The following is a 20,974-nucleotide window of genomic DNA, read 5'->3' as shown; positions in this document are numbered from 1 at the left end:
TCTCGAACGAATCCGGCCACGCCGAGGTTGTGGCGTGGGCATTGCGGATGAGTCTCGTCGGCGTGGAATGCACAAACAATGTCCCGAAAGCCCAGGAATAGTGGCACGAAAATAGGCGCTGCGCCCAATCAGACAGCGCGGTCGGGGAGCTCCAGGGCCGACAGCGCGAGCGAGAGTTCGAGGTAGGCCCGCTGCCCGTCGAGCGGACGACCGACCAGCCCGGCGATACGTTGCAGCCGGTTGAGCACGGTGTTGCGATGACAGTGCAGATGTAGGGCGGCGTTGGCCGCCGAACAGTTCTCCGCCAACCAGGCAGTGAGAGTCTGTATCAGGACGTCGCGGTCCTTGGGAGGTAGCTCCAGGACCGGACCGAGGCTACGGGCCAGCAGTAGCCGGGTCAGGTCAGGGGACCGGACCAGCAGGGCCTCGGGGTAGCGCTCGTCCAGCGAAACCAGACCGGTCGAGTCTGTGGGCAGCGTGTCCAGCGCGATCAACGCGAGCGAATGGCCGGCACCCACCTCGGCGAGCCCCGGAACAGCGGAGGAGCACGCCGCCCTGCCGCGAGTCAGGGGACTCAGATGACGCAGCACCGCGGAGGTGTCGCGCTGCTCCAGCGACACCAGCCCGATCATGGTGTCTACGCGAGTGTGCCAGACCGACCGGATCTGCAACGCTGCGAGCACGGTTTCGGGCCCGGCGAGTGCCGATCTCCCGTCGGGGAGAGTGTCGGCGACCACCACCAGGTAGGCGCCGTGGGCCGGCAGGTTCAACTCACGCGCCGCCCGTGCGGCAAACGTCGCGTCGTGGGCTCGTCCGGCGAGAAGATCCTCGATCAACGCGTGTCTGCGTCGCTCGTCGCGGCGTACCTGTTCGAGTTCGGTGTTGCGGTAGGACGTGGACAGTGCCGAGGACAATCCGTCGATCACCATCCACATCGCGGTACCGGCCTCGCGGATCTCGTGCGGTTCGATATCGACGGTTTCGGCGTTGTCCAGCAATGCTTCCCACACGATTCGACCGCCGAGCCGGAATGTGCGCAGCATGGCCTCGAGCGGCACTCCCTGTTCGGCCCGGTGCCTGCCGATCGACGCCGCGACGTCATCGGACTCCGGATCTGTCGCCTCACCGCTCAACAATTCGAGAATCCGGGTGAGGTAACGCCGGCAACCGTCGCGCAGATTCGCGCGGGGGACCGACGTGTAGTCCGTCCATTCCGGATTGTCGGTGAAGATCGCCGCCATCAGGCGCTGGGTGAGCACCGCGACATCCGCGCGGCACATTTCGGCCAGCTTCCGTGTGCCCGCTGTGGAGAAAGGGGATCGCGGCGCTCCCATGCCGCTCGACGCTACTCCCCGCCACCGACCCGGCACGATCAGCGGGTCCACCACGTTGCCCTGGTGGACCGGGGCGTCGCGTTCTCCCCGGAAGTGGGCAGGCGACAAGAAGGACAAGTACGGTGTCGAAACGCCGTATCGAGATAGAGAGTGCAACGAGGTCGCTGCGAAAATGGGCCAATATATATTCACTGATCGATTCCGCAAAGCTCGAAAAGTATTGAGCTGCGCGGCGCTTGTCGCATTTCTCGTGTCGGGATGCGGAGCCGACCGCGCCGATGATCCGGCGTCGACCGCGGCGACGATCACAGAAGCCGCCGCGCGCACCGATCAAAAGGGGCTGTCCATCACCGTGCCAGGCACGCTTGCCGCGGGCTTCGCCGAGCTGGCGGCTGGTGTGCGTGGACATATCGGGATGGCGGTCATGCCGGTCGGCGGCGATCAGCTGGTTTCCTTCGGCGACTGGACCAGCGGTCCCGCGTGGTCGACGATGAAGGTGCCGTTGACCATCGCCGCGCTGCGGCGCAATCCGGGCGCCTCCACCTACGCCGCGTCGGCGGCGATCACCGCCTCCGACAACGCCGCCGCCGACGTGCTGTGGCAGTCGCTCGGCACCGCACAGGAGGCGGCCGAGGCGGTGCAGGCGGTGCTGCGGGAAGGCGGCGACACCAAGACCACCGTGCCCGCCACCCGTGCCCGTCCCGAGCATTCGGCCTTCGGCCAGGCCGAGTGGTCACTGGTCGACCAGGTGCGGTTCGCCGCACGGCTGCCCTGTCTGTCGCAGTCCGCGCGAGTGACCAGCCTGATGGAGCAGATCGTCACCAGCCAGCGCTGGGGTCTCGGCGAGTTGACCGGCGCCGAGTTCAAGGGCGGCTGGGGCCCGGACACCTCGGGCGCCTACTTGGTGCGGCAGTTCGGGATCATCACCGCTCCGTCGGGGCGGATCGCGATCGCGTTGGCGGTGCAGCCGGATTCGGGAGCGTTCGGTGACGGCATGAACGCCCTGGACAAGCTGGCCACGGTCGTTTCCCAGCACCTCGACGAGCTGTCCGGCGGTAACTGCACGGCCTGATCCCTGGTGGCCGCACCCGTAAGGGCGAGGCGGCCGTCTGTTGGGCATCGGACAGGCCGCTGTTACTCGGCGTTCATGGGGGCGAGGCTGCCGGGATCGGACATAGGGGGCAAGATATCGGCCATGCGCATCGGAGTCTTGACCGGAGGCGGAGACTGCCCAGGACTGAACGCGGTCATCCGCGCCGTCGTTCGCACCGCGAACGGCCGCTACGGAGACGCGATCGTCGGCTTCGAGGACGGCTGGCGCGGCCTACTGGAAGACCGAAAGATCCAGATCCACAACGACGACCGCACCGACCGTCTGCTGACCAAGGGCGGCACCATCCTCGGCACCGCCCGCACCAATCCCGACGTGCTGTTGGCGGGCCTCGGCCGGATCAAACAAACCCTGGACGACAACGGCATCGAAGCACTGATCCCGATCGGTGGCGAAGGCACCCTCACCGCCGCGAGCTGGCTGTCCGACGAGGGAGTCCCGGTGGTCGGCGTCCCGAAGACCATCGACAACGACATCGACTGCACCGACGTCACTTTCGGCCACGACACCGCGCTGAGCATCGCCAGTGAGGCGATCGACCGGCTGCACACCACGGCGGAATCGCACCAGCGCGTGATGCTCGTCGAGGTGATGGGCCGTCACGCGGGCTGGATCGCGATCAACGCGGGCATGGCGGCGGGCGCGCACCTGACCCTTGTGCCTGAGGTTCCGTTCGACGTGGACGAGGTGTGCGGCATGATCAAGCGGCGGTTCCAGCGCGGCGACAAGCATTTCATCTGCGTTGTCGCCGAGGGCTCGCACCCCGCGCCGGATTCCGGCTTCACGTTGCGCGAGGGCGGTATCGACGAATTCGGCCACGAGCGTTTCACCGGCGTCGCCCAGCAGCTCGGCGTGGAGATCGAACGGCGCATCGGCAAGGAAGTGCGCACCACCGTGCTCGGTCATGTACAGCGCGGCGGCAGCCCGACCCCCTACGACCGCGTGCTGGCCACCCGTTTCGGCCTGCACGCCGCCGAGGCGGTGCACGCAGGCCACTTCGGCCAGATGGTCGCCCTGCACGGCACCACCATCGATCTCGTTCCGCTGTCGGAAGCCACCAAGCAGCTCAAGCGGGTACCCACGGAGCGGTATCGCGAGGCAGAGGCGTTCTTCGGTTGAGTTCAGCGCTGTCCGAGCAGGCCGATAGCCGCGGATAGCATACGATGCTATATTTAGGCCGTGACCAGGACTATCAGCCAAGCGGAACTACGCAACGGAAGTGCCGGTGTGATGGATGCACTCGAGGCGGGCGAAGACTTCATCATCACCCGCAATGGACGTCCTGTGGGTGAGCTGCGGCCGTTGGCGCCGACACGTGGGATCACCACCGCCGAGTTGAAACGACGGCTCGCTCGCTTTTCTCGCGCTGGCTCGAGCGCCGAGGAACGCGCGCAGGTGGACGCGGTCTTCGGGGAGGACCGGCTCGATGACCAGTGAGCGCAGGGACTCGGGTCTCCTCGACACATGCGTGCTGATCGACTTCGATGAGATACCGGACCATCAGCTTCCGGTCGTGCCGAAAGTCAGCACCGTGACACTCGCCGAACTCGGGCTGGGGGTTGCCTCGGCACCCGACGCTACCGTTCGGTTGTTACGCACCGAACGCCTCCAGGAGTTCGAAAGCTCCTTTGACGCATTGCCCTTTACCGCCGATGCCGCCCGACGGTTCACATTGATGGCCAGCTTGATCACGGTCAGCGGCAGGAGCCCGAAGCCGCGCAAATTCGATCTGATGATCGGCGCAATTGCTTCGATACATAGCCTGCCGCTATACACCCGCAACCCGAAAGACTTCTTTGGGCTCGAGCAGGTGCTGACCGTCGTCTCGGTGTAACCGCTTCGCTGAGCGTCACATCACGACGGTTCGTTTGCGCCATGTGCCACTCGCCTAGCGTCATTTCGGTGGGTGGTCGTCTGGCGTCGGTACTGTGTCACCATGCGCAGTGGGCGACTGATCGCGTTGGCTCTGTTCGTGATTGCCGCATTGGTGGCCGGGTGCTCGGAGTCGAATCCGCCCGATCCGATCACCGGCGACTGGCATGGCGCCATCGAGGTCCCCGGTCAGCCGCTCCAGGTCGGAGTGAGTTTCCACGCTGACGGAACGGCCGCCATCGATATCCCGGTGCAAGGAGTGACCGGCGCGCAGCTGAAGGACGTCAACTCCGATCGCAACGGAGTGTCGTTCGCGATTCCCGACATCCCGGGCGATCCGGTGTTCCGCGGCAAGTACGAGTCCGGATCCGACCGGATCACTGGGGATTTCACGCAGGCCGGCCAGAGCTTCCCGCTGGCGCTGCAACCCGGCAAGGTCGCCGCACTCGCGCGTCCGCAGGAGCCGAAGCCGCCGTTCGCGTACAAGTCCGAGGACGTCACCTACCGCAGCGGCGACATCACCATCGCGGGCACGCTGACCGAGCCCCAGGGACCCGGCCCGTTCCCCGCCATCCTGATGATCACCGGAAGCGGCCCGCAGGACCGCGACGAGGAACTCATGGGCCACAAGCCGTTCCTGCTGCTGGCCGACACATTCACCCGCGCGGGCTACGCCGTACTGCGCACCGACGACCGCGGCGTCGGCGGTACCGGCGGCAAGCTGGACGACGCGAATTACACGGATCTGTCCAACGATGCCGCCGCGGGCGTGAGCTACCTGCGCGCCCGCCCGGACATCAACCCAGGCCGTGTCGGACTCTTCGGCCACAGCGAGGGCGGATACCTCGCGCCGCTTGTCGCCTCACGTCCGGACAGCGGCGTCGCGTTCCTCGTCCTCATGGCCGGTCCTGGCGTCCCCGGCTCGGATGTGCTCGTCGAACAGACCCGCCTGATCGCCGCCGCGAACGGCACGCCCGCCGAAAAGGCGGATACCCAGCTGCGCCAGACCATCGAGCTGGCCGCTCTGCTGAAGGCGGGCGACCTGGCAGGGGCCAAGGAGCTGGCCCGCAAGCACAACGAGACCCTACCCGCCGACCAGCGGCTCCCTGAGGAGCAGGCAGGCGCGCAGATCACGCCGTACCTGGCGGCCCTCGTCGGCTACGATCCAGCTCCCGCCCTCGCCGCCCTGCGCGTCCCCGTGCTCGCGTTCTTCGGCGGCAAAGACCTGCAGGTGCCGGCCGCTCAGAGCGAGCAGCCGATGCGCGACCACCTCGCCGCAGACCCGGACGCGACCGTTTACGTCTTCCCGGGACTCAACCACCTGATGCAGCCCACCGAAACCGGCCTCCCCGACGAGTACCGTTCGATCGAAACGACCATCTCCCCGGAGGTGTCGACCTACGTCACCGGTTGGCTCCACCAGCGGGTTCCGGCGAAGTAGCGCTCCGTCCCCAGACGCCGAGAGCCCCTGCGAAACAGCGGGAGCGCTTACCTAGACTGATGGCCATGAGCGCACCCACGGTCGACCTGATGGATTACTCGGATGTCCTCTCCCGGTTCGAGCCGGTGCTCGGCATGGAGGTCCATGTCGAGCTGTCCACCGCGACGAAGATGTTCTGTGGTTGCCCGACCGAGTTCGGTGCACAGCCCAACACTCAAGTTTGCCCGGTGTGCCTCGGTCTGCCGGGCTCGCTGCCGGTGGTGAACGAGAAGGCCGTCGAGTCGGCGATCCGGATCGGGCTCGCGCTGAACTGCTCGATCACCCCGTGGGGCCGGTTCGCGCGCAAGAACTACTTCTACCCGGATCAGCCGAAGAACTACCAGATCAGCCAGTACGACGAGCCGATAGCCACGAACGGGCACCTGGATGTGGCACTCGACGACGGAAGCATTTTCCGTGTGGAGATCGAGCGCGCGCACATGGAGGAAGACACCGGCAAGTCGGTGCACGTCGGTGGCGCGACCGGCCGCATCCACGGCGCCAGCCACTCACTGCTGGACTACAACCGGGCGGGCGTTCCGCTGATCGAGATCGTCACCAAGCCGATCACCGGTGCGGGGGAGCGCGCTCCCGAGGTGGCGCGGGCGTACGTGACCGCTTTGCGTGATCTGCTGAAGGCACTCGGCGTGTCCGACGTCAAGATGGAACAGGGCTCGCTGCGCTGCGACGCGAACGTTTCGCTGATGCCCGTCGGCGCGACGGAATTCGGCACCCGCACCGAGACCAAGAACGTCAACTCGCTCAGGAGTGTCGAGGTGGCGGTGCGTTTCGAAATGCGCCGCCAGGCGGCGATTCTCGCAGGCGGCGGCACGATCGTTCAGGAGACCCGGCACTTCCACGAGGCCGACGGCAGCACCTCGCCGGGACGTCGCAAGGAGACCGCCGAGGACTACCGTTACTTTCCGGAACCCGACCTGGAGCCGGTCGCGCCCGCGGCGGATTGGGTGGAACAGCTGCGCGGCACCATCCCCGAGTACCCGTGGCTGCGTCGCGCCCGCATCCAGTCCGAGTGGGGCCTGTCCGCCGAGGTGATGCGCGACCTGGTCAACGCGGGCGCGCTCGACCTCATCATCGCGACCGTCGACGCGGGCGCTCCGGCCAACGAAGCGCGCTCCTGGTGGGTCGCCTACCTCACCGAGAAGGCCAAGGAGCGCGACGTGGCGCTGGAGGACCTGCCGATCAGCCCGGCTCAGGTCGCCGAGGTGATCAAGTTGGTCGAGGCGAAGACGGTCAACAACAAGGTCGCCAAGCAGGTCGTCGACTACGTGCTGGCCGGAGAGGGCGACCCGGCGCAGATCGTCGAGGCCAAGGGTCTCGGCATGGTCAGCGACGACAGCGCCCTGCAGGCCGAGGTCGAAAAGGCCCTCGCCGCCAACCCCGACATCGCCGACAAGATCCGCTCCGGCAAGGTACAGGCGGCGGGCAAGATCGTCGGCGACGTCATGAAGGCGACCCGGGGCCAAGCCGACGCCGCCCGGGTCCGCGAGCTGGTGCTCGCCTGCTGTGTTTAATTTGCAGCGCCTGCGGCGCGAACGGGCAATGCTCGGTCTCGCTGCGCTCGGAAGCGGGAGTGGGCCGTAGCGGTTTGCGTCGGGAGGCACACGCAGTATCGATTGTCCGCGCTGTGTTCGATTGGCAGCGCCTGCGGCGCTGCCAATCGAACATCGCAAATCGAACTCAGTCCGGTCCGCCGCCACCGGCCTGTGGCGGTGGGATGCGGATGACGCGGTCGTCGAACGGGCCCGGCTGTCCGTCGGTCTTGTTGACCGTGGTTACCCAGACGGTGCCGTCGGCGCCGGCCGCCGCGCCGCCGAGCTGCCCGTACTTATCCTGCGCCAGCAAGGTCGGCGCCGCGGTGACCGCATGGGTGGTCGGGTCCGCGGCCGCAATGGCGAGGGCTTTCGCGCGGGTCAGCGAGATCGCGACACCGTCGACGGCTGCCGCGCAACCGGCGACACCGGGCCGGTCGGGCCAGGTCCATGCGGTGGTGACCGCGCCTGCGCCGTCGACCCGCTGCAGCCGGTCCTCAGTGGGGGTGCGGTCGGTGATCCAGATGCTGTCCGCGCCGGCGTGGCATACGTCCCCGACGATCCCGATACCCGAGACAGCGATCTCGGGAGCCGGCGTCCGGCCTGCTGCCGGAGAGTTCACACGCAGCAGTTTGCCCGCGAGCGAGGAGGTGGAGGCCGCGGCCCCCGGGTCGCCCGCGTTCCCGGTCAGCACGAGCATCTGGTCGGGCGAGGCGAACTCGATCGCGCCACGATTTCCGCTGGAGCCCTTCGGGATTCCGGTGAGAATGTCCTTCGGCGGACCGCCCTCCGCGATGCGGACCACCCGGTTGTCGCTGGCGGTGGTGATGTAGGCGTACATCAGCCCGTCTTCCCGATAGGTGGGGGAGAGTGCGATGTCGCTGAGCCCGCCGTCGGTCGAACCGTCCACGGCCAGTTCGGCGATCTCCACCGGTTGCTGCTCCGGGACCACCTTGAGAATGCGTCCGGTCCGTCGCTCGGCGACCAGGGCGCCGTCGCCGAGGATGACCAGCCCGCCGGTGGTGTCCAGGCAGGTGGCCACCACCGCCGGGTCCGGATCGATGCACGGCCCGCTCGGCCGGGTGGTCGAGGTGGGTGGCTGGCTCGGCTTCTTCGGGTCGATTTCGGCCCCGTGCAATGTCGGTTCCGGGGTGAACGGGCTGGACGCCGAATCGTCGAACCGGGCGCAACCGGTCAACAGGGCGGAGCCGAGCGCCAAGCTCGCCGCGACGCGGCCCACGACAACCAAACTCATAGCTCAGACGTTACGGAAATACCGTCACGCGCGCCCGCGCCGGGGGGTGTTGCGCGCGCACTGACACGCCGTGCCTCGCACACGCCCCGCGGTAACGCGCCGCGGCATAGGGTGTTGGCCGTGACCGACAAGCCGAAAGACACCCCCGAACCTTCGCGGGTCGAGGACGCCGCGCCGTCCACGGCCCATCAGTCGGCGGTGTCGTCCACCGGTCGAGGAGTGAGCAGTCCGTTCGATTCGCCGACCGAGCAGTTCCCTCCGGTGGATCCGTCCAAGCGCCCCTTGCTCACCAAGGATGTCCCGCGCACCGACGACGAACTCGGGCTCGACCCGCAGGTCCCGACACCGGGCGAAAGAGCCGAAGCGCCCGCGTCCTACGGGTACGCGAGCATCCCGCCTGCCGCGAACCCGCCGAACGACACCGGCAGGCTGCGTCGGCGCACCGACGAGGACCGCCGTGGCACACTCGATCTCGGCTTGTTCCTGTTGCGGTTGGTAGTCGGTGGCACCTTCCTCTACCACGGGCTGCAGAAGCTCACCGGCTGGTTCCACGGCTCCGGCCTGGACGGGACCCGCGACATGATGGAGTTCAGCGGGTGGGACCGACCGACGGTGTCGACCATCCTGGTCACGGCCGGCGAGGTCGGCGGCGGCGCGCTGCTTGTCCTCGGCCTGGCGACGCCGCTGGCCGCAGGCGCGGTCCTCGCGGTGATCCTGGACGCATGGGCCTCGAAGCAAGGCATGGCCCCCGGATTCCAGTACAAAGCGGGCCCGGGCTCGGTCGAACTGGAGAGCATCCTCGCGGGCATCTCCGCCGTCATCATTCTGACCGGCCCCGGCCGCTGGTCCTTCGACCGCAACCGTGGCTGGGCCACCCGCCCCTCCGCGGGCTCCTTCGTCGTCCTCCTGCTCGCTATAGCCGCCGCGGTAGGCACCTTCTGGTACCTACACGGCGGCAACCCGCTCATCGGCATCAAGCCCTTCGACTGAGTGCTCCCGCCTCGAGGAGAAGGCCGGCGTCGCGATCGCCTCGAACGAGAGCTTCTCATCGTGGCCGAAGACGTTCACCGACCCCAGGCTCTGCGCCGCAATCGTCGATCGCTTGACCTTCGGGCGGCAACATCATCGAGACCGGCACCGACTCCTACCGGCTCACCCATACCCGCAGCCAGAAATAGTCAGCTGCATGATGGGCGCGACATCGACTGGGCGGTCACCGCGGCGGCGATATGCCGGGCCAGGACATCTGGTGCCTGAGCGTGAGCGAGGTGTCCCTGGCCGGGTATGCGGACGATTTCGGCTTGCGGTAACGCCGCAGCAATAGGCGCGAACGCTGTTCCGTAGGGGTTACGGTATGCGGCGGACGGCACCCTTGTCGGCCGAGGTCGCCAACGCGGCGTAGGCGCGGAGGGCGGTGGTGACCGGACGATCGCGGTTGACCGGCTGCCAAGGGCGTTCGGAGGTGTCCATTTTTGCGCGGCGCTCGGCGAGGACGGCGTCATCGACGAGGACCTCGAGTGTACGTGTGGTGACGTCGATGCGGATCTGGTCGCCGTTCTCCACCAGGCCGATGACGCCGCCGCTCGCCGCCTCGGGGGAGATGTGGCCGATCGACAGGCCCGAGGTGCCGCCGGAGAAACGGCCGTCGGTGATCAGCGCGCACTGCTTGCCGAGCCCCGAGCCCTTCAGGAAAGCGGTGGGGTGCAACATCTCCTGCATACCGGGGCCACCCGAGGGACCCTCGTAGCGGACGACGATCACGTCGCCGGGCTGGATCTTCTTGCCGAGGATGACCGACACGGCCTCTTCCTGCGACTCCACGACGACCGCGGGGCCCTGGAAGGAGAACAGCTCCTCATCGATGCCCGCGGTCTTCAGCACCGCGCCGTCTGGAGCGACGTTGCCACGCAAAATGACAAGACCGCCCTCCTTCGTGTAGGCGTGCGCCAGGTCGCGAATGCAGCCGCCTTCGGCATCGGTGTCCAGTGACGACCAGCGATTCTCGGTGGAGAATGGCTCGGTGGTGCGCACACCGCCCGGCGCGGCGTGAAACAGCTCGAGAGCTTCCTCGGAGGCCTTGCCGGAGCGGATGTCCCAGGTGTCGAGCCACTCGTCGAAGCTCTTGGTGTGCACCGTGGTGACGTCGGTTTCCAGCAGACCGGCCCGACGGAGCTCGCCCAGGATGGCGGGGATGCCGCCGGCCCGGTGCACATCCTCCATGTGGTAGTCGGAGTTGGGCGACACCTTCGACAGGGTGGGCACCCGGCGGCTGGTCTCCTCGATGGTGTGCAGATCGAAGTCGATCTCGCCTTCCTGCGCGGCGGCCAGCGTGTGCAGCACGGTGTTGGTCGAGCCGCCCATCGCGACGTCCAGCGCCATCGCGTTTCGGAAAGCCTTGGCATCTGCCACGTTTCGCGGCAGCACCGAGGCATCGTCCGCGCGGTACCAGCGATTGGCGATGTCCACCACGACAGTGCCCGCCTTCTCGAACAATGCCCGGCGGGCGGCGTGCGTCGCCAGCGTGGAGCCGTTGCCGGGCAGTGCGAGGCCCAGCGCCTCGGTGAGGCAGTTCATGGAGTTCGCGGTGAACATGCCCGAACACGAGCCGCAGGTCGGACACGCGGAACGCTCGACCTCGCTCAAACCCTCTTCGGACACCGCCTGATTCGCGCTCGCGGAGATCGCGGTGATCAGGTCGGTCGGCGCCTGCGCGACACCGCCCACGACCACGGCTTTGCCCGCCTCCATCGGCCCGCCGGAGACGAACACCGTCGGAATGTTCAGGCGCATGGCGGCATTCAACATGCCCGGCGTGATCTTGTCACAGTTCGAGATGCACACCAGCGCGTCGGCGGTGTGCGCGTTCACCATGTATTCCACCGAGTCTGCGATGATCTCGCGCGAGGGCAGCGAGTAGAGCATGCCGCCGTGGCCCATGGCGATTCCGTCGTCGACGGCGATGGTGTGGAACTCGCGCGGTACCCCACCGGCGGCGCGCACCGCGTCGGCCACGATCTCGCCGACGTTCTTCAGGTGCACATGGCCGGGCACGAACTGGGTGTAGGAGTTCGCGATCGCGACGATCGGCTTGCCGAAGTCGGAGTCGGTCATACCGGTGGCCCGCCAAAGCGCGCGGGCACCCGCGGCGTTGCGGCCGATGGTCGTGGTTCGGGAACGAAGCGGTGGCATTTCGATGGTCCTCGGGTCGCGGGGGGCTGTTGTGCGGTGGCCGGACGTCCGTCCGTCCAAGCGCTCTTTGCGGTGGCCGGACGTCCGTCCAAGCGCTTTGTGCGGTGGCCGGAAGACGTGCGTCCAAGCGCTCATTGCGACTGCGCAGAGTTTGCTCGGCGGCGCTCCCACGTTACTCCGCGGGTGAGTGCGTCTACCTGCCGGTCGCGTCGCCCGTGCGGCAGCCATACGGTAGGTCTCGGTGTCAGCCCGGGTTTCGATGAGTCGCCGATGGGGGTGTGGTCGGCGCTGACGGTGTTGCCGGAGGTGCCGGACCGCCGCCGGGCGATGGGTGAGAACGAGGATCGGTGCTCCCGATGAGATCATCCCATCACCTGACCGCAACTCGCTACCGTCGGAAGATGTTCCGCCGTGTGACGCTGCTGACGGTCGCGATGCTCCGCGCCCCGGTGGCCCGTGCGGCCTTATGGGTGCTTATCGCCGCCCGTGGTATCGGCGTTCTCGGTTTCGGAAGTCTTCGCGACCCCGTTGGTCCTCGGTTCGTCCTCCGCGACCACGGCCGTGGTCGCAGCGGACTCGGCCACTTCCTCGGCTGCGGGCTCGACGGTGGAGCCGGCCTCCTCAGGCTCCTCGGTCTCCTCCGGCCCTGCGAACGGATTCGGAATCCGCCCGTTGGACGCCGCCACCAGATCGCGCAACCGGTCGAAGCTCACCGCGGGCAACTTCACTTCGGTGCCGTCGGTCAGATCGGCGAGCACGTATCCACGCTTCGGGATCCGCACACCCTTGACCTGTGCCCAATCCAGATGGCGGGATCCCGACAGCGTCCGTAGGTCCAGTCCCGCGTCCGATATGGAGGTCTGTGTCCGCAGCACCCATACCAGCACGATTACGGGGATCAGCAACAGCCACCAGAGCCCGGCCGGCCAGCCGACGAACGGGAAGAATACGCACATCAGCAGGATGAATACGCCGAGGAAGGCAAGTCGTGGGATGCGGATCACACGAGTGGTCGGGGCGCTACCCGTCTCCGCTCCCACGGCGGGCGTATGGGACGATTCAGTAGGTGGCACGGACTGATGCGGTGATGACACACCACCATCCTCGCATCCAGGTGAACGGACACAAGCAACCGCACTGTCCCACATAATGGGACGCCATAGGTCATCTGTTTGACTCTTCGGTTCACACCCGCTTAACGTCGTGCGCGTGAACCGAAACGAGTTGCTCGTAATCGGCCGGCGCGTGCAGCGTTGAGCCTGACACTCTGAGTCGAATACGTCAGCTCGCGTTGCGACGCGCCACCCTCGTTCAGCCCTGTGCTGACGGGGGCTTTTTTATGTTCGGATAATTGTTCGACATGGCGAGGCGCAAGACACCGCGTTTGCGGTGGCCGGGCGGCCGTCCAGGTGCTCTTTACGAGGGCTGGATGTCGTCCGTCCCGCGCAGCGAGGCACAAAATCCGGGGTCATAACGACTACCAGTAAGGAACGAAGACGGTGAGCGCACCTACCGCACGGCCCGGGCCTTCGGCCCGCAGGCCAGCGCCTTCGGCGAATCAGCAGGCATCGCCCGCTGCCAACGCGACGTCCGCGGCCAACCGCCGCCAGGCCCCGCCCGAGCGGGTCACCGGTGCGCAGTCGGTCGTCCGGTCGCTCGAGGAGCTCGGCGTCGACACAGTATTCGGCATTCCAGGCGGTGCGATTCTCCCGCTGTACGACCCGCTGTTCGACTCCAAGGTGCGGCATGTCCTCGTCCGGCATGAGCAGGGCGCCGGCCACGCGGCAACCGGTTACGCGCAGGCCACCGGCAAGGTCGGTGTGTGCATGGCCACATCTGGTCCCGGCGCGACCAACCTGGTCACCCCGATCGCCGACGCGCAGATGGACTCGGTCCCGATCGTGGCCATCACCGGCCAGGTCGGCCGCAGCCTGATCGGCACGGACGCGTTCCAGGAAGCCGACATCTCCGGCATCACCATGCCGATCACCAAGCACAACTTCCTGATCACCGAGGCCGTCGACATCCCGAGAATCATCGCGGAGGCGTTCTATATCGCCGCGTCCGGCCGCCCCGGCGCCGTGCTCGTCGACATTCCCAAGGACGTGCTGCAGGCGCAGACCACCTTCAGCTGGCCGCCGGAGATGCGGCTCCCCGGCTACCGTCCGGTCACCAAACCACACGGCAAGCAGGTGCGCGAGGCCGCGCGGATGATCATGGGATCCAAGGCGCCGGTGCTGTACGTCGGCGGCGGCGTGATCAAGGCCGACGCCTCGTCCGAGCTGCTGGAGCTGGCCGAACTGACCGGCATCCCGGTGGTCACCACACTGATGGCGCGCGGCGCCTTTCCGGACAGCCACCGGCTGAACATGGGCATGCCAGGCATGCACGGTACCGTGGGCGCGGTTGGGGCACTGCAGAAGTCGGATCTGCTGATCACCCTCGGCGCCCGCTTCGACGACCGCGTCACCGGCCAGCTGGATTCCTTCGCCCCCGGCGCCAAGGTCATCCACGCCGATATCGACCCGGCCGAGATCGGCAAGAACCGGCACGCCGACGTCCCGATCGTCGGCGACTGCCGGGAGGTGATCGTCGAGCTGATCGAGACGCTGAAGGCCGATCCGGCGTTGGGCGACGCGCCGCTGCTGTCGCTGGACGAGTGGTGGACCTACCTCGATGGCATCCGCGCCGCGTACCCGCTGGGCTGGACCCCGCCCGCCGATGGGTCGCTGTCGCCGGAGTTCGTCATCGAGGCGTTGGGCCGCCTGGCCGGTCCCGACGCGATCTACTGCGCGGGTGTCGGCCAGCACCAGATGTGGGCCGCCCAGTTCATCAAGTACGAGAAGCCGCGCACCTGGCTGAACTCCGGCGGTCTCGGCACCATGGGCTACGCCGTCCCGGCCGCCATGGGTGCCAAGATGGGTATGCCGAATTCCGAGGTGTGGGCGGTCGACGGTGACGGCTGTTTCCAGATGACCAACCAGGAGCTGGCCACCTGCGCGGTCGAGGGCGTCCCGATCAAGGTCGCGCTGATCAACAATGGCAACCTCGGCATGGTCCGGCAGTGGCAGACGCTGTTCTACCAGGAGCGCTACTCCAACACCGACTTGGGCACGCACACCCTGCGGATCCCCGACTTCGTGAAGCTCGCGGAAGCCCTCGGCTGCTACGGCATCCGAGTCGAGCGCGAAGAGGACGTGGAGTCCGCCATCCGGGAAGCCCAGTCCATCACCGACCGCCCCGTGGTGATCGACTTCATCGTCGGCAAGGACGCGCAGGTGTGGCCGATGGTCGCCGCGGGCACCAGCAACGACGAGATCATGGCCGCTCGCGGCATCCGCCCGTTGTTCGACGAGGACGAGGAGGCCGTCGAGCCCGCCGTCATCGACGCGGCGATGGCGCACGAGAAGAACAGGTGAACGGACGGATGAGTACCACCCACACCCTCAGCGTTCTCGTCGAGGACAAACCGGGCGTGCTGGCGCGCGTGGCTGCCCTGTTTTCCCGCCGCGGCTTCAACATCGAGTCGCTGGCGGTCGGCGGCACCGAGCTGCCCGAGGTCTCGCGCATGACCATCGTCGTTACCGTCGAGGACTTGCCGCTCGAACAGGTCACCAAGCAGCTCAACAAGCTGGTGAACGTCATCAAGATCGTAGAGCAGGACGCCGACAGCTCGGTGGCTCGCGAACTGATCCTGGTGAAGGTGCGCGCCGACGCCAGCGTGCGGACGCAGGTGATCGAGGCCGTCACGCTGTTCCGCGCCAAGGTGATCGACGTGTCCCCGGACGCGCTCACCGTCGAGGCGACCGGCACACGGTCCAAGCTCGACGCGCTGCTGCGCATGCTCGAACCGTACGGCGTGAGAGAGATAGTGCAGTCCGGCGTGGTGGCCGTCGGCCGCGGTCCGAAGTCGATCACGGCGACGCGCTAGGTCGCACGGTCCCCGGACGCGAGGACCCGCTACCACGGCGACGCGCTAGTCTGGCTTCGATCTACGGTCGGCGTACGGCGCTCCCCGCGTACGCGCGGGGGGATCCGATTGATCCGAAACAGTACAAATCCATCACCTGCGTCAAGCACGGTGTGCCCCCGCTCCTGCGGGGACGATCCTCCAGAAGGGAAACCAACCACAGTGGCAGTCGAGATGTTCTATGACGACGACGCCGACCTGTCGATCATCCAGGGCCGCAAGGTCGCTGTCATCGGCTACGGCAGCCAAGGCCACGCGCACTCGCTGAGCCTGCGCGACTCCGGCGTCGAGGTCCGGGTCGGCCTCGCGGAGGGTTCGAAGTCGCGTCCGAAGGCCGAGGAGGCGGGCCTGACCGTCGGCACTCCGGCCGAGGTCTCCGAGTGGGCAGACGTCATCATGGTGCTCGCGCCCGACACCGCGCAGGCGTCGATCTTCACCAATGACATCGAGCCGAACCTGAAGGACGGCGACGCGCTGTTCTTCGGCCACGGCCTCAACATCCACTTCGGACTGATCAAGCCGCCGGCCAACGTCACCATCGGCATGGTCGCGCCGAAGGGCCCCGGCCACCTCGTGCGCCGCCAGTTCGTCGACGGCAAGGGCGTTCCGGCCCTGATCGCCATCGACCAGGACCCGAAGGGCGAGGGCCAGGCGCTTGCGCTGTCCTACGCCAAAGGCATCGGCGGCACCCGCGCGGGCGTCATCAAGACCACCTTCAAGGAAGAGACCGAGACCGACCTGTTCGGTGAGCAGGCCGTGCTCTGCGGTGGTACCGAGGAACTGGTCAAGACCGGTTTCGAGGTCATGGTCGAAGCCGGCTACGCGCCGGAGATGGCCTACTTCGAGGTTCTGCACGAGCTCAAGCTGATCGTCGACCTGATGTACGAGGGCGGCATCGCGCGCATGAACTACTCGGTGTCCGACACCGCCGAGTTCGGTGGCTACCTGTCCGGCCCGCGGGTCATCGACGCCGACACCAAGAAGCGTATGCAGGACATCCTGAAGGACATCCAGGACGGCAGCTTCGTCAAGCGCCTCGTCGCCAATGTCGAGGGCGGTAACAAGGAGCTCGAGGCGCTGCGCAAGCAGAACGCCGAGCACCCGATCGAGGTTACCGGCGCCAAGCTGCGCGGCCTGATGAGCTGGGTGGATCGTCCGATCACCGAAACCGCCTGAGGTTTCACCTTCGCGCTTGCGGCGCACACGATCTGGAAGGCCCGTTCCTCGAGAAGGAACGGGCCTTCCTGGCCTTCCCGTGGCCACGGTCGGAGGCGGTAGACCTTCTCGGGTCGCTGCATGAGATGGCATCTGCTCGTTGAGTGGTCGTACCAGCACGTGTGATCGCCCGATCCTGAGCCGCCTGATTCTCCGGCTGTCCACGCACGGTAGCCCGCTCCGGAATCGGAGTGTTCGAGGGCGTCGCATGACAACGGCCCGGCACCTGCCAGGTACCGGTCCAGTCATGCCGAATGGCTTCTAGCTACTGCCGAACAGGCCGGTCTGGCGGAACTGGTAGAGCGGGCCGAGCCGGCGCGGCGACTACAGGTCGACCGGGATGGCCTGGCCGCTGGAGCGTTCGCGGGTCCACAGCCGTTCGGGGTGCACGGTAAGCAGGTCGGCGACCTGGCAGATGGTGGCAGGTCGTTTGTCGACGTGCTCCAGGTCGGGGGTGATGACCAGGACGCTCGGCTTCGGCCGACCTTTCGCGGCCGCGGCGGCGTGCAGGCAATCGATGGCATCTAGCAGGCGCCCGATCGGCCGGTCCATGCGGGGCCCGATCACGACGGTGCGCACCAACTGGAAGCCGTGCTTGCAGGCCACGGATCGGATGCGTTGCTCGGCGTGGCTTTGCCGCGCGGGGGTGGCGTGGGCCAGCATGTAGCCGACCGCGATCCGGCGGGTCACCGCTCACCCGGAGCGGGTACCGCAACGTGTGTGCGGGCGCCGGTGGTGCAACAGCCGATCACGCCTCCGAGTAGCACGCCCAAGGTAAACACGAGCAGCAGGTCCAGCACGGCCACGCTCCCTCCGTCGACGGACGGCGACCCGGGGCCGGGTTGCGCCGGACCTATCGCGTCCGCTCTCGTGGACGCGACACCGTGCCCGTAGACGCAACCGGTCCAGGGTGCCTGTCGGACCGTACGGGGCGACCCCGACCGGAGGCCAGCCGAGTGCGTGAAAGTGCGCGCACCGGTGACATCGGCCTATGCTCCCGCCACGATGAGTGCAATATCCATGCACACAACGCGCTATAAGGGAGCCCTTATCATGCAGGTTCGATTCCTCGGCGGTCCGTCCGGCGGGCAAGGCTCACCGCGGCTATATGCCACCGACCGCGACACTTTCGCCGTCCAAGGGTGGAAGACCGACCGCAGCGATCAGGTCGAGATCCCGCACCGGCTGTTGGTCCACACCGAGCCGGGCACGGCTGTGGCCGGGCTCGTCGACACGGGGCACGGCACGTTCCTGCTTACCGGCGCGCCGGTCATCGACCCGGAAGCGCTAGCGACGATGAAGATCCCCGGGCATGAGGCGGCGGTGGAAGTGCCGATCGCGCGAGAGGTGACCCGGGATGATCCGCATCGAGCCGGGTGAGCGCTTCGATCAGCTGCTCGGCCGCGCCGAGCAGCTGGCGTTCCATCTCGAAACCGCAGACGACTACGACGCGGAGACCGAGACCGAGTCTTTCGCCGCCTGGCGAGGCAACGAAGCCCGCGACCCCGGCGGCGACTGGTTCACCCCCTGGACGCGGCAGGTGCGGGCGATGACCGGGCGTGGCGTCGCAGTGCGGCGCGCCCGCATCGTCACCGTCCCGCACACCACCTACACCCGCTACCTCCTTGCCCTTGGCCGCTACAACGTCGATGCCGGTGAAGATTTGCGCTACCTCACGCGCGCCCAGGCCGACCCGGATGACGCTGTTGCCGAGGACTTCTGGTTGCTGGATACCCACACTGTCGCCTACAGCCTGTTCGACGAGCGCGGCCGCTGGATCGGCGCGGCCATCACCAGCGAGCCGCGCCAGCTGCGCGCCGCGATCGCTATCCGTGACCGCGTGTGGGCGGCGGCAACCCCATACGAGCACTACCTCCTCGGCAGGTACCCATGACCGCGACCGGGGTTGATCGTGCCCGCCAAGCCCTCGGTGCCCGACTGCGCGAACTACGCCGCGCCAAGGGCTTGGACGGACGCGAATTCTCCACCGCCGCCGGATGGCACTGGTCGAAAACGTCCCGCGTCGAGCTCGGCAAACAACGCCCCAGCCGCGACGATCTCGCGGTGTGGTGCCGGCTGTGCGATGCCGAACTCGCGCTACCCGACCTCGTCGCGGCCCTCCAGAACGTTGATGCCCAATGGCAGGAATGGCGGCGGATCACCGCTGGAGGGCACGCCCGCCGTCAGCGTCGCGGCGCCGACCTCGAGGGGCGCGCCCGCTCGCTGCGCACCTACAGCATGGTGCTCATCCCCGGCCTATTGCAGACCGAGTCTTACGCGAAAGCCGTTCTCAGCCAGTGTATTCGGTTCCTCGGCACGCACGACGACCTCGACGACGCCGTAGCCGCGCGCCTGGCCCGCCAGCGCGTGCTGCGCCGAGGCGACCACCGACTCGTGCAGCTCGTCGACCAGTCCGCCCTCCACACCCACGTCGGCGACACCACCGTCATGACCGACCAACTCCAGCATCTGCTCGACACCGGATTCGGCAACCCCCGCCTCATCCTCGGCGTCGTCCCGGCCGGCACCGGATTCATCTACACCACTACCTCATTCGATCTGCTCGACCGCCGCACCGCCCTCGTCGAAACGATCAGCGCCGAACTCACCATCACCACCCCCTCCGAACTGACGCTTTACGAAAAAGCCTGGACCGGACTCTACGAACACGCCGTCTTCGGCGATCAGGCCCGCGCCCTCATCACCACCGCACAGCAGCAGATCACTACCCGAAGCTCATAACGGCGCCGGATCCGGACGAAGCCGCGAATTCGAAGAATCGCAGAAGGCCGCACAGTAGGTCGCGGTGGGCGCCTGCTCGTTACTCGCTCGTAGTGGCGCGGGGGCCTAAGGTTCTTCGAGACAACGGGGTCAGGTATACGAAGATTCTCTGCCCGAACGGATTGTGAACCTTGCCCAACTCGACGAATCTCGACCCCACCACAACCGTCCCGAGTCCGGCCTCGGCTGGTCGGCGTCCCGAGGCGATCCACCGCTTTCTCGTCAAACCTGCCGACGCCGGCATCGTGGGATCGGTCGACGGTGGCAAACTTCTCGAATGGATCGACAAGGTCGCCTACGCGGCGGCGGCGCAGTGGAGTGGCCGCTACTGCGTCACGGCCTATGTCGGCAACATACATCTCGACCGGCCGATCGCGGTCGGTGAGCTGGTCGAATTGCATGCGAATCTGGTCCACACCGGGCGCACCAGCATGCACATCCTCGTCACCGTCTATTCCACCGATCCCACGCGGGTGAAGCCGGTGCAGTCGGCCCAATGTCTCACGATCTTCGTCGCGGTCGATGACGATCGGCGCACCGTCGAAGTGCCGCAATGGAATCCGACAACAATCCTCGAGCTGCAGCGGCATCGGCAAGCGCAGGCAAGGATTTCGGTGCGCAAACACATCGAGGAGGCGATGGCCGCGCAGCGCTACACAGCCGCCGGCACCGCGCCGAGCGCCACGCTGCGGTTCCTGGCAGCGCCCTCGGACATCAACTGGGGCGGCAAGGTTCATGGTGGCCGGACGATGCGGTGGATCGACGAGGCCGCCTACGTGTGCGGCGCCGATTGGTCCGGACAACGCGTCATCACGTCCTACTTCGGCGGAATCCGCTTCTACCGGCCGATCGTCATCGGCCACGTCGTCGAGGTCACCGCCCGGCTGATCCATACCGGCCCGCGCAGCATGCACATGAGTGTGCACGTGACCTCCACCGACACCTATTCCGACGAACCCGCGCTGGCCGCACACGGTCTCGCCGTGGTTGTCGCGGTGGACAACGACGGAAAAGCGCTGGCCGCGCGGCAATGGACGCCGGTCTCCGAGGAAGATCAAGCGCTCGACGCACACGCCCGGCATCTTGTCGAATTGCGTTCGCTGGTCGAGCCGTTCACCCCGGCGAGCGTCATGCCAGCTGATGCCGAACCCAGTCATTTCCGGGTACCCGTGCATCGGTGATGCAAGGACGTAGAACCCGTTAGAGGTGTAGGTCGC

At 67.1% G+C, this 20,974-nt stretch carries 19 protein-coding genes and 1 pseudogene; 15 read left to right on the top strand and 5 right to left on the bottom strand.

The window, feature by feature from the left end; genetic code table 11:
- Positions 1-128 precede the first annotated feature (128 nt).
- Positions 129-1,334, bottom strand: coding sequence for a PucR family transcriptional regulator (locus tag OH799_RS15425; protein ID WP_406280802.1), 1,206 nt, complete (start codon positions 1,332-1,334; stop codon positions 129-131).
- Positions 1,335-1,584: 250 nt separating this feature from the next.
- Between OH799_RS15425 and OH799_RS15420 the strand changes: the two genes are divergently transcribed.
- The 6 genes from OH799_RS15420 (at position 1,585) to gatB (ending at position 7,329) form a co-directional block, all read left to right on the top strand.
- Positions 1,585-2,406, top strand: a complete 822-nt coding sequence (locus tag OH799_RS15420; protein WP_406280800.1) for a serine hydrolase — start codon at positions 1,585-1,587, stop codon at positions 2,404-2,406.
- Positions 2,407-2,529: 123 nt separating this feature from the next.
- Positions 2,530-3,564: an ATP-dependent 6-phosphofructokinase gene (locus tag OH799_RS15415; RefSeq protein WP_406280797.1), complete on the top strand. Its 1,035-nt coding sequence runs from the start codon at positions 2,530-2,532 to the stop codon at positions 3,562-3,564.
- 60 nt (positions 3,565-3,624) lie between these two features.
- Complete coding sequence (locus OH799_RS15410) at positions 3,625-3,882, top strand: type II toxin-antitoxin system Phd/YefM family antitoxin (protein WP_406280795.1); 258 nt, start codon at positions 3,625-3,627, stop codon at positions 3,880-3,882.
- Between the two features lie 31 nt (positions 3,883-3,913).
- The gene (locus OH799_RS15405) at positions 3,914-4,279 is read left to right on the top strand and encodes a type II toxin-antitoxin system VapC family toxin (RefSeq protein ID WP_406280793.1); all 366 of its coding nucleotides are present in this window, start codon (positions 3,914-3,916) and stop codon (positions 4,277-4,279) included.
- A 102-nt stretch (positions 4,280-4,381) separates the two neighbouring features.
- Positions 4,382-5,758, top strand: coding sequence for an alpha/beta hydrolase family protein (locus OH799_RS15400; RefSeq protein ID WP_406280791.1), 1,377 nt, complete (start codon positions 4,382-4,384; stop codon positions 5,756-5,758).
- A 65-nt stretch (positions 5,759-5,823) separates the two neighbouring features.
- The gene (gene gatB / locus OH799_RS15395) at positions 5,824-7,329 is read left to right on the top strand and encodes an Asp-tRNA(Asn)/Glu-tRNA(Gln) amidotransferase subunit GatB (protein WP_406280789.1); all 1,506 of its coding nucleotides are present in this window, start codon (positions 5,824-5,826) and stop codon (positions 7,327-7,329) included.
- 166 nt (positions 7,330-7,495) lie between these two features.
- Here gatB and OH799_RS15390 read toward each other — a convergent pair whose 3' ends face one another.
- A complete protein-coding gene (locus OH799_RS15390) occupies positions 7,496-8,602 on the bottom strand; it encodes a PQQ-dependent sugar dehydrogenase (RefSeq protein ID WP_406280787.1) in 1,107 nt (368 codons plus the stop codon).
- Positions 8,603-8,722: 120 nt separating this feature from the next.
- Here OH799_RS15390 and OH799_RS15385 point away from each other — a divergent pair, with 120 nt between their 5' ends.
- Together OH799_RS15385 and OH799_RS15380 are read left to right on the top strand one after the other, a co-directional pair.
- Positions 8,723-9,592: a DoxX family protein gene (locus OH799_RS15385; RefSeq protein ID WP_406280785.1), complete on the top strand. Its 870-nt coding sequence runs from the start codon at positions 8,723-8,725 to the stop codon at positions 9,590-9,592.
- A 13-nt stretch (positions 9,593-9,605) separates the two neighbouring features.
- Positions 9,606-9,780: pseudogene (locus tag OH799_RS15380) on the top strand (ATP-binding protein); the annotation flags it as partial.
- Positions 9,781-9,949: 169 nt separating this feature from the next.
- Here OH799_RS15380 and ilvD read toward each other — a convergent pair.
- Both ilvD and OH799_RS15370 read right to left on the bottom strand, forming a co-directional pair.
- On the bottom strand, positions 9,950-11,791 hold the full coding sequence (gene ilvD, locus OH799_RS15375) for a dihydroxy-acid dehydratase (RefSeq protein ID WP_406280783.1): 1,842 nt from the start codon (positions 11,789-11,791) through the stop codon (positions 9,950-9,952).
- A gap of 464 nt (positions 11,792-12,255) precedes the next feature.
- Positions 12,256-12,831, bottom strand: coding sequence for a PH domain-containing protein (locus OH799_RS15370; protein WP_406280781.1), 576 nt, complete (start codon positions 12,829-12,831; stop codon positions 12,256-12,258).
- 459 nt (positions 12,832-13,290) lie between these two features.
- On the opposite strand from OH799_RS15370, the gene OH799_RS15365 reads away from it, so the two are divergent.
- The 3 genes from OH799_RS15365 (at position 13,291) to ilvC (ending at position 16,937) form a co-directional block, all read left to right on the top strand.
- Positions 13,291-15,210: an acetolactate synthase large subunit gene (locus tag OH799_RS15365; RefSeq protein ID WP_406280779.1), complete on the top strand. Its 1,920-nt coding sequence runs from the start codon at positions 13,291-13,293 to the stop codon at positions 15,208-15,210.
- A gap of 8 nt (positions 15,211-15,218) precedes the next feature.
- Positions 15,219-15,722: an acetolactate synthase small subunit gene (ilvN, locus tag OH799_RS15360; protein ID WP_357264076.1), complete on the top strand. Its 504-nt coding sequence runs from the start codon at positions 15,219-15,221 to the stop codon at positions 15,720-15,722.
- A gap of 213 nt (positions 15,723-15,935) precedes the next feature.
- Positions 15,936-16,937, top strand: a complete 1,002-nt coding sequence (ilvC, locus tag OH799_RS15355; protein ID WP_357264383.1) for a ketol-acid reductoisomerase — start codon at positions 15,936-15,938, stop codon at positions 16,935-16,937.
- A 363-nt stretch (positions 16,938-17,300) separates the two neighbouring features.
- Here the strand turns inward: ilvC and OH799_RS15350 are convergent, their stop codons facing one another.
- Complete coding sequence (locus tag OH799_RS15350) at positions 17,301-17,666, bottom strand: hypothetical protein (RefSeq protein WP_406280776.1); 366 nt, start codon at positions 17,664-17,666, stop codon at positions 17,301-17,303.
- A 363-nt stretch (positions 17,667-18,029) separates the two neighbouring features.
- On the opposite strand from OH799_RS15350, the gene OH799_RS15345 reads away from it, so the two are divergent.
- From OH799_RS15345 to OH799_RS15330, 4 genes are all read left to right on the top strand, one after another.
- Positions 18,030-18,356: a hypothetical protein gene (locus OH799_RS15345; protein WP_406280774.1), complete on the top strand. Its 327-nt coding sequence runs from the start codon at positions 18,030-18,032 to the stop codon at positions 18,354-18,356.
- Complete coding sequence (locus tag OH799_RS15340) at positions 18,334-18,870, top strand: DUF6879 family protein (protein WP_406280772.1); 537 nt, start codon at positions 18,334-18,336, stop codon at positions 18,868-18,870. Before OH799_RS15345 ends, OH799_RS15340 begins: the two co-directional genes overlap by 23 nt.
- On the top strand, positions 18,867-19,718 hold the full coding sequence (locus tag OH799_RS15335) for a helix-turn-helix domain-containing protein (RefSeq protein WP_406280770.1): 852 nt from the start codon (positions 18,867-18,869) through the stop codon (positions 19,716-19,718). The genes OH799_RS15340 and OH799_RS15335 overlap by 4 nt, the downstream gene beginning before the upstream one ends.
- A gap of 245 nt (positions 19,719-19,963) precedes the next feature.
- On the top strand, positions 19,964-20,938 hold the full coding sequence (locus OH799_RS15330; RefSeq protein WP_406282140.1) for an acyl-CoA thioesterase: 975 nt from the start codon (positions 19,964-19,966) through the stop codon (positions 20,936-20,938).
- Positions 20,939-20,974 lie beyond the last annotated feature (36 nt).

Origin of the sequence: Nocardia sp. NBC_00881 (assembly GCF_045207455.1) — a bacterium.
In the GTDB taxonomy this organism is placed as follows: Bacteria; Actinomycetota; Actinomycetes; order Mycobacteriales; family Mycobacteriaceae; genus Nocardia.
This window is presented reverse-complemented; position numbering and strand designations above follow the sequence as displayed.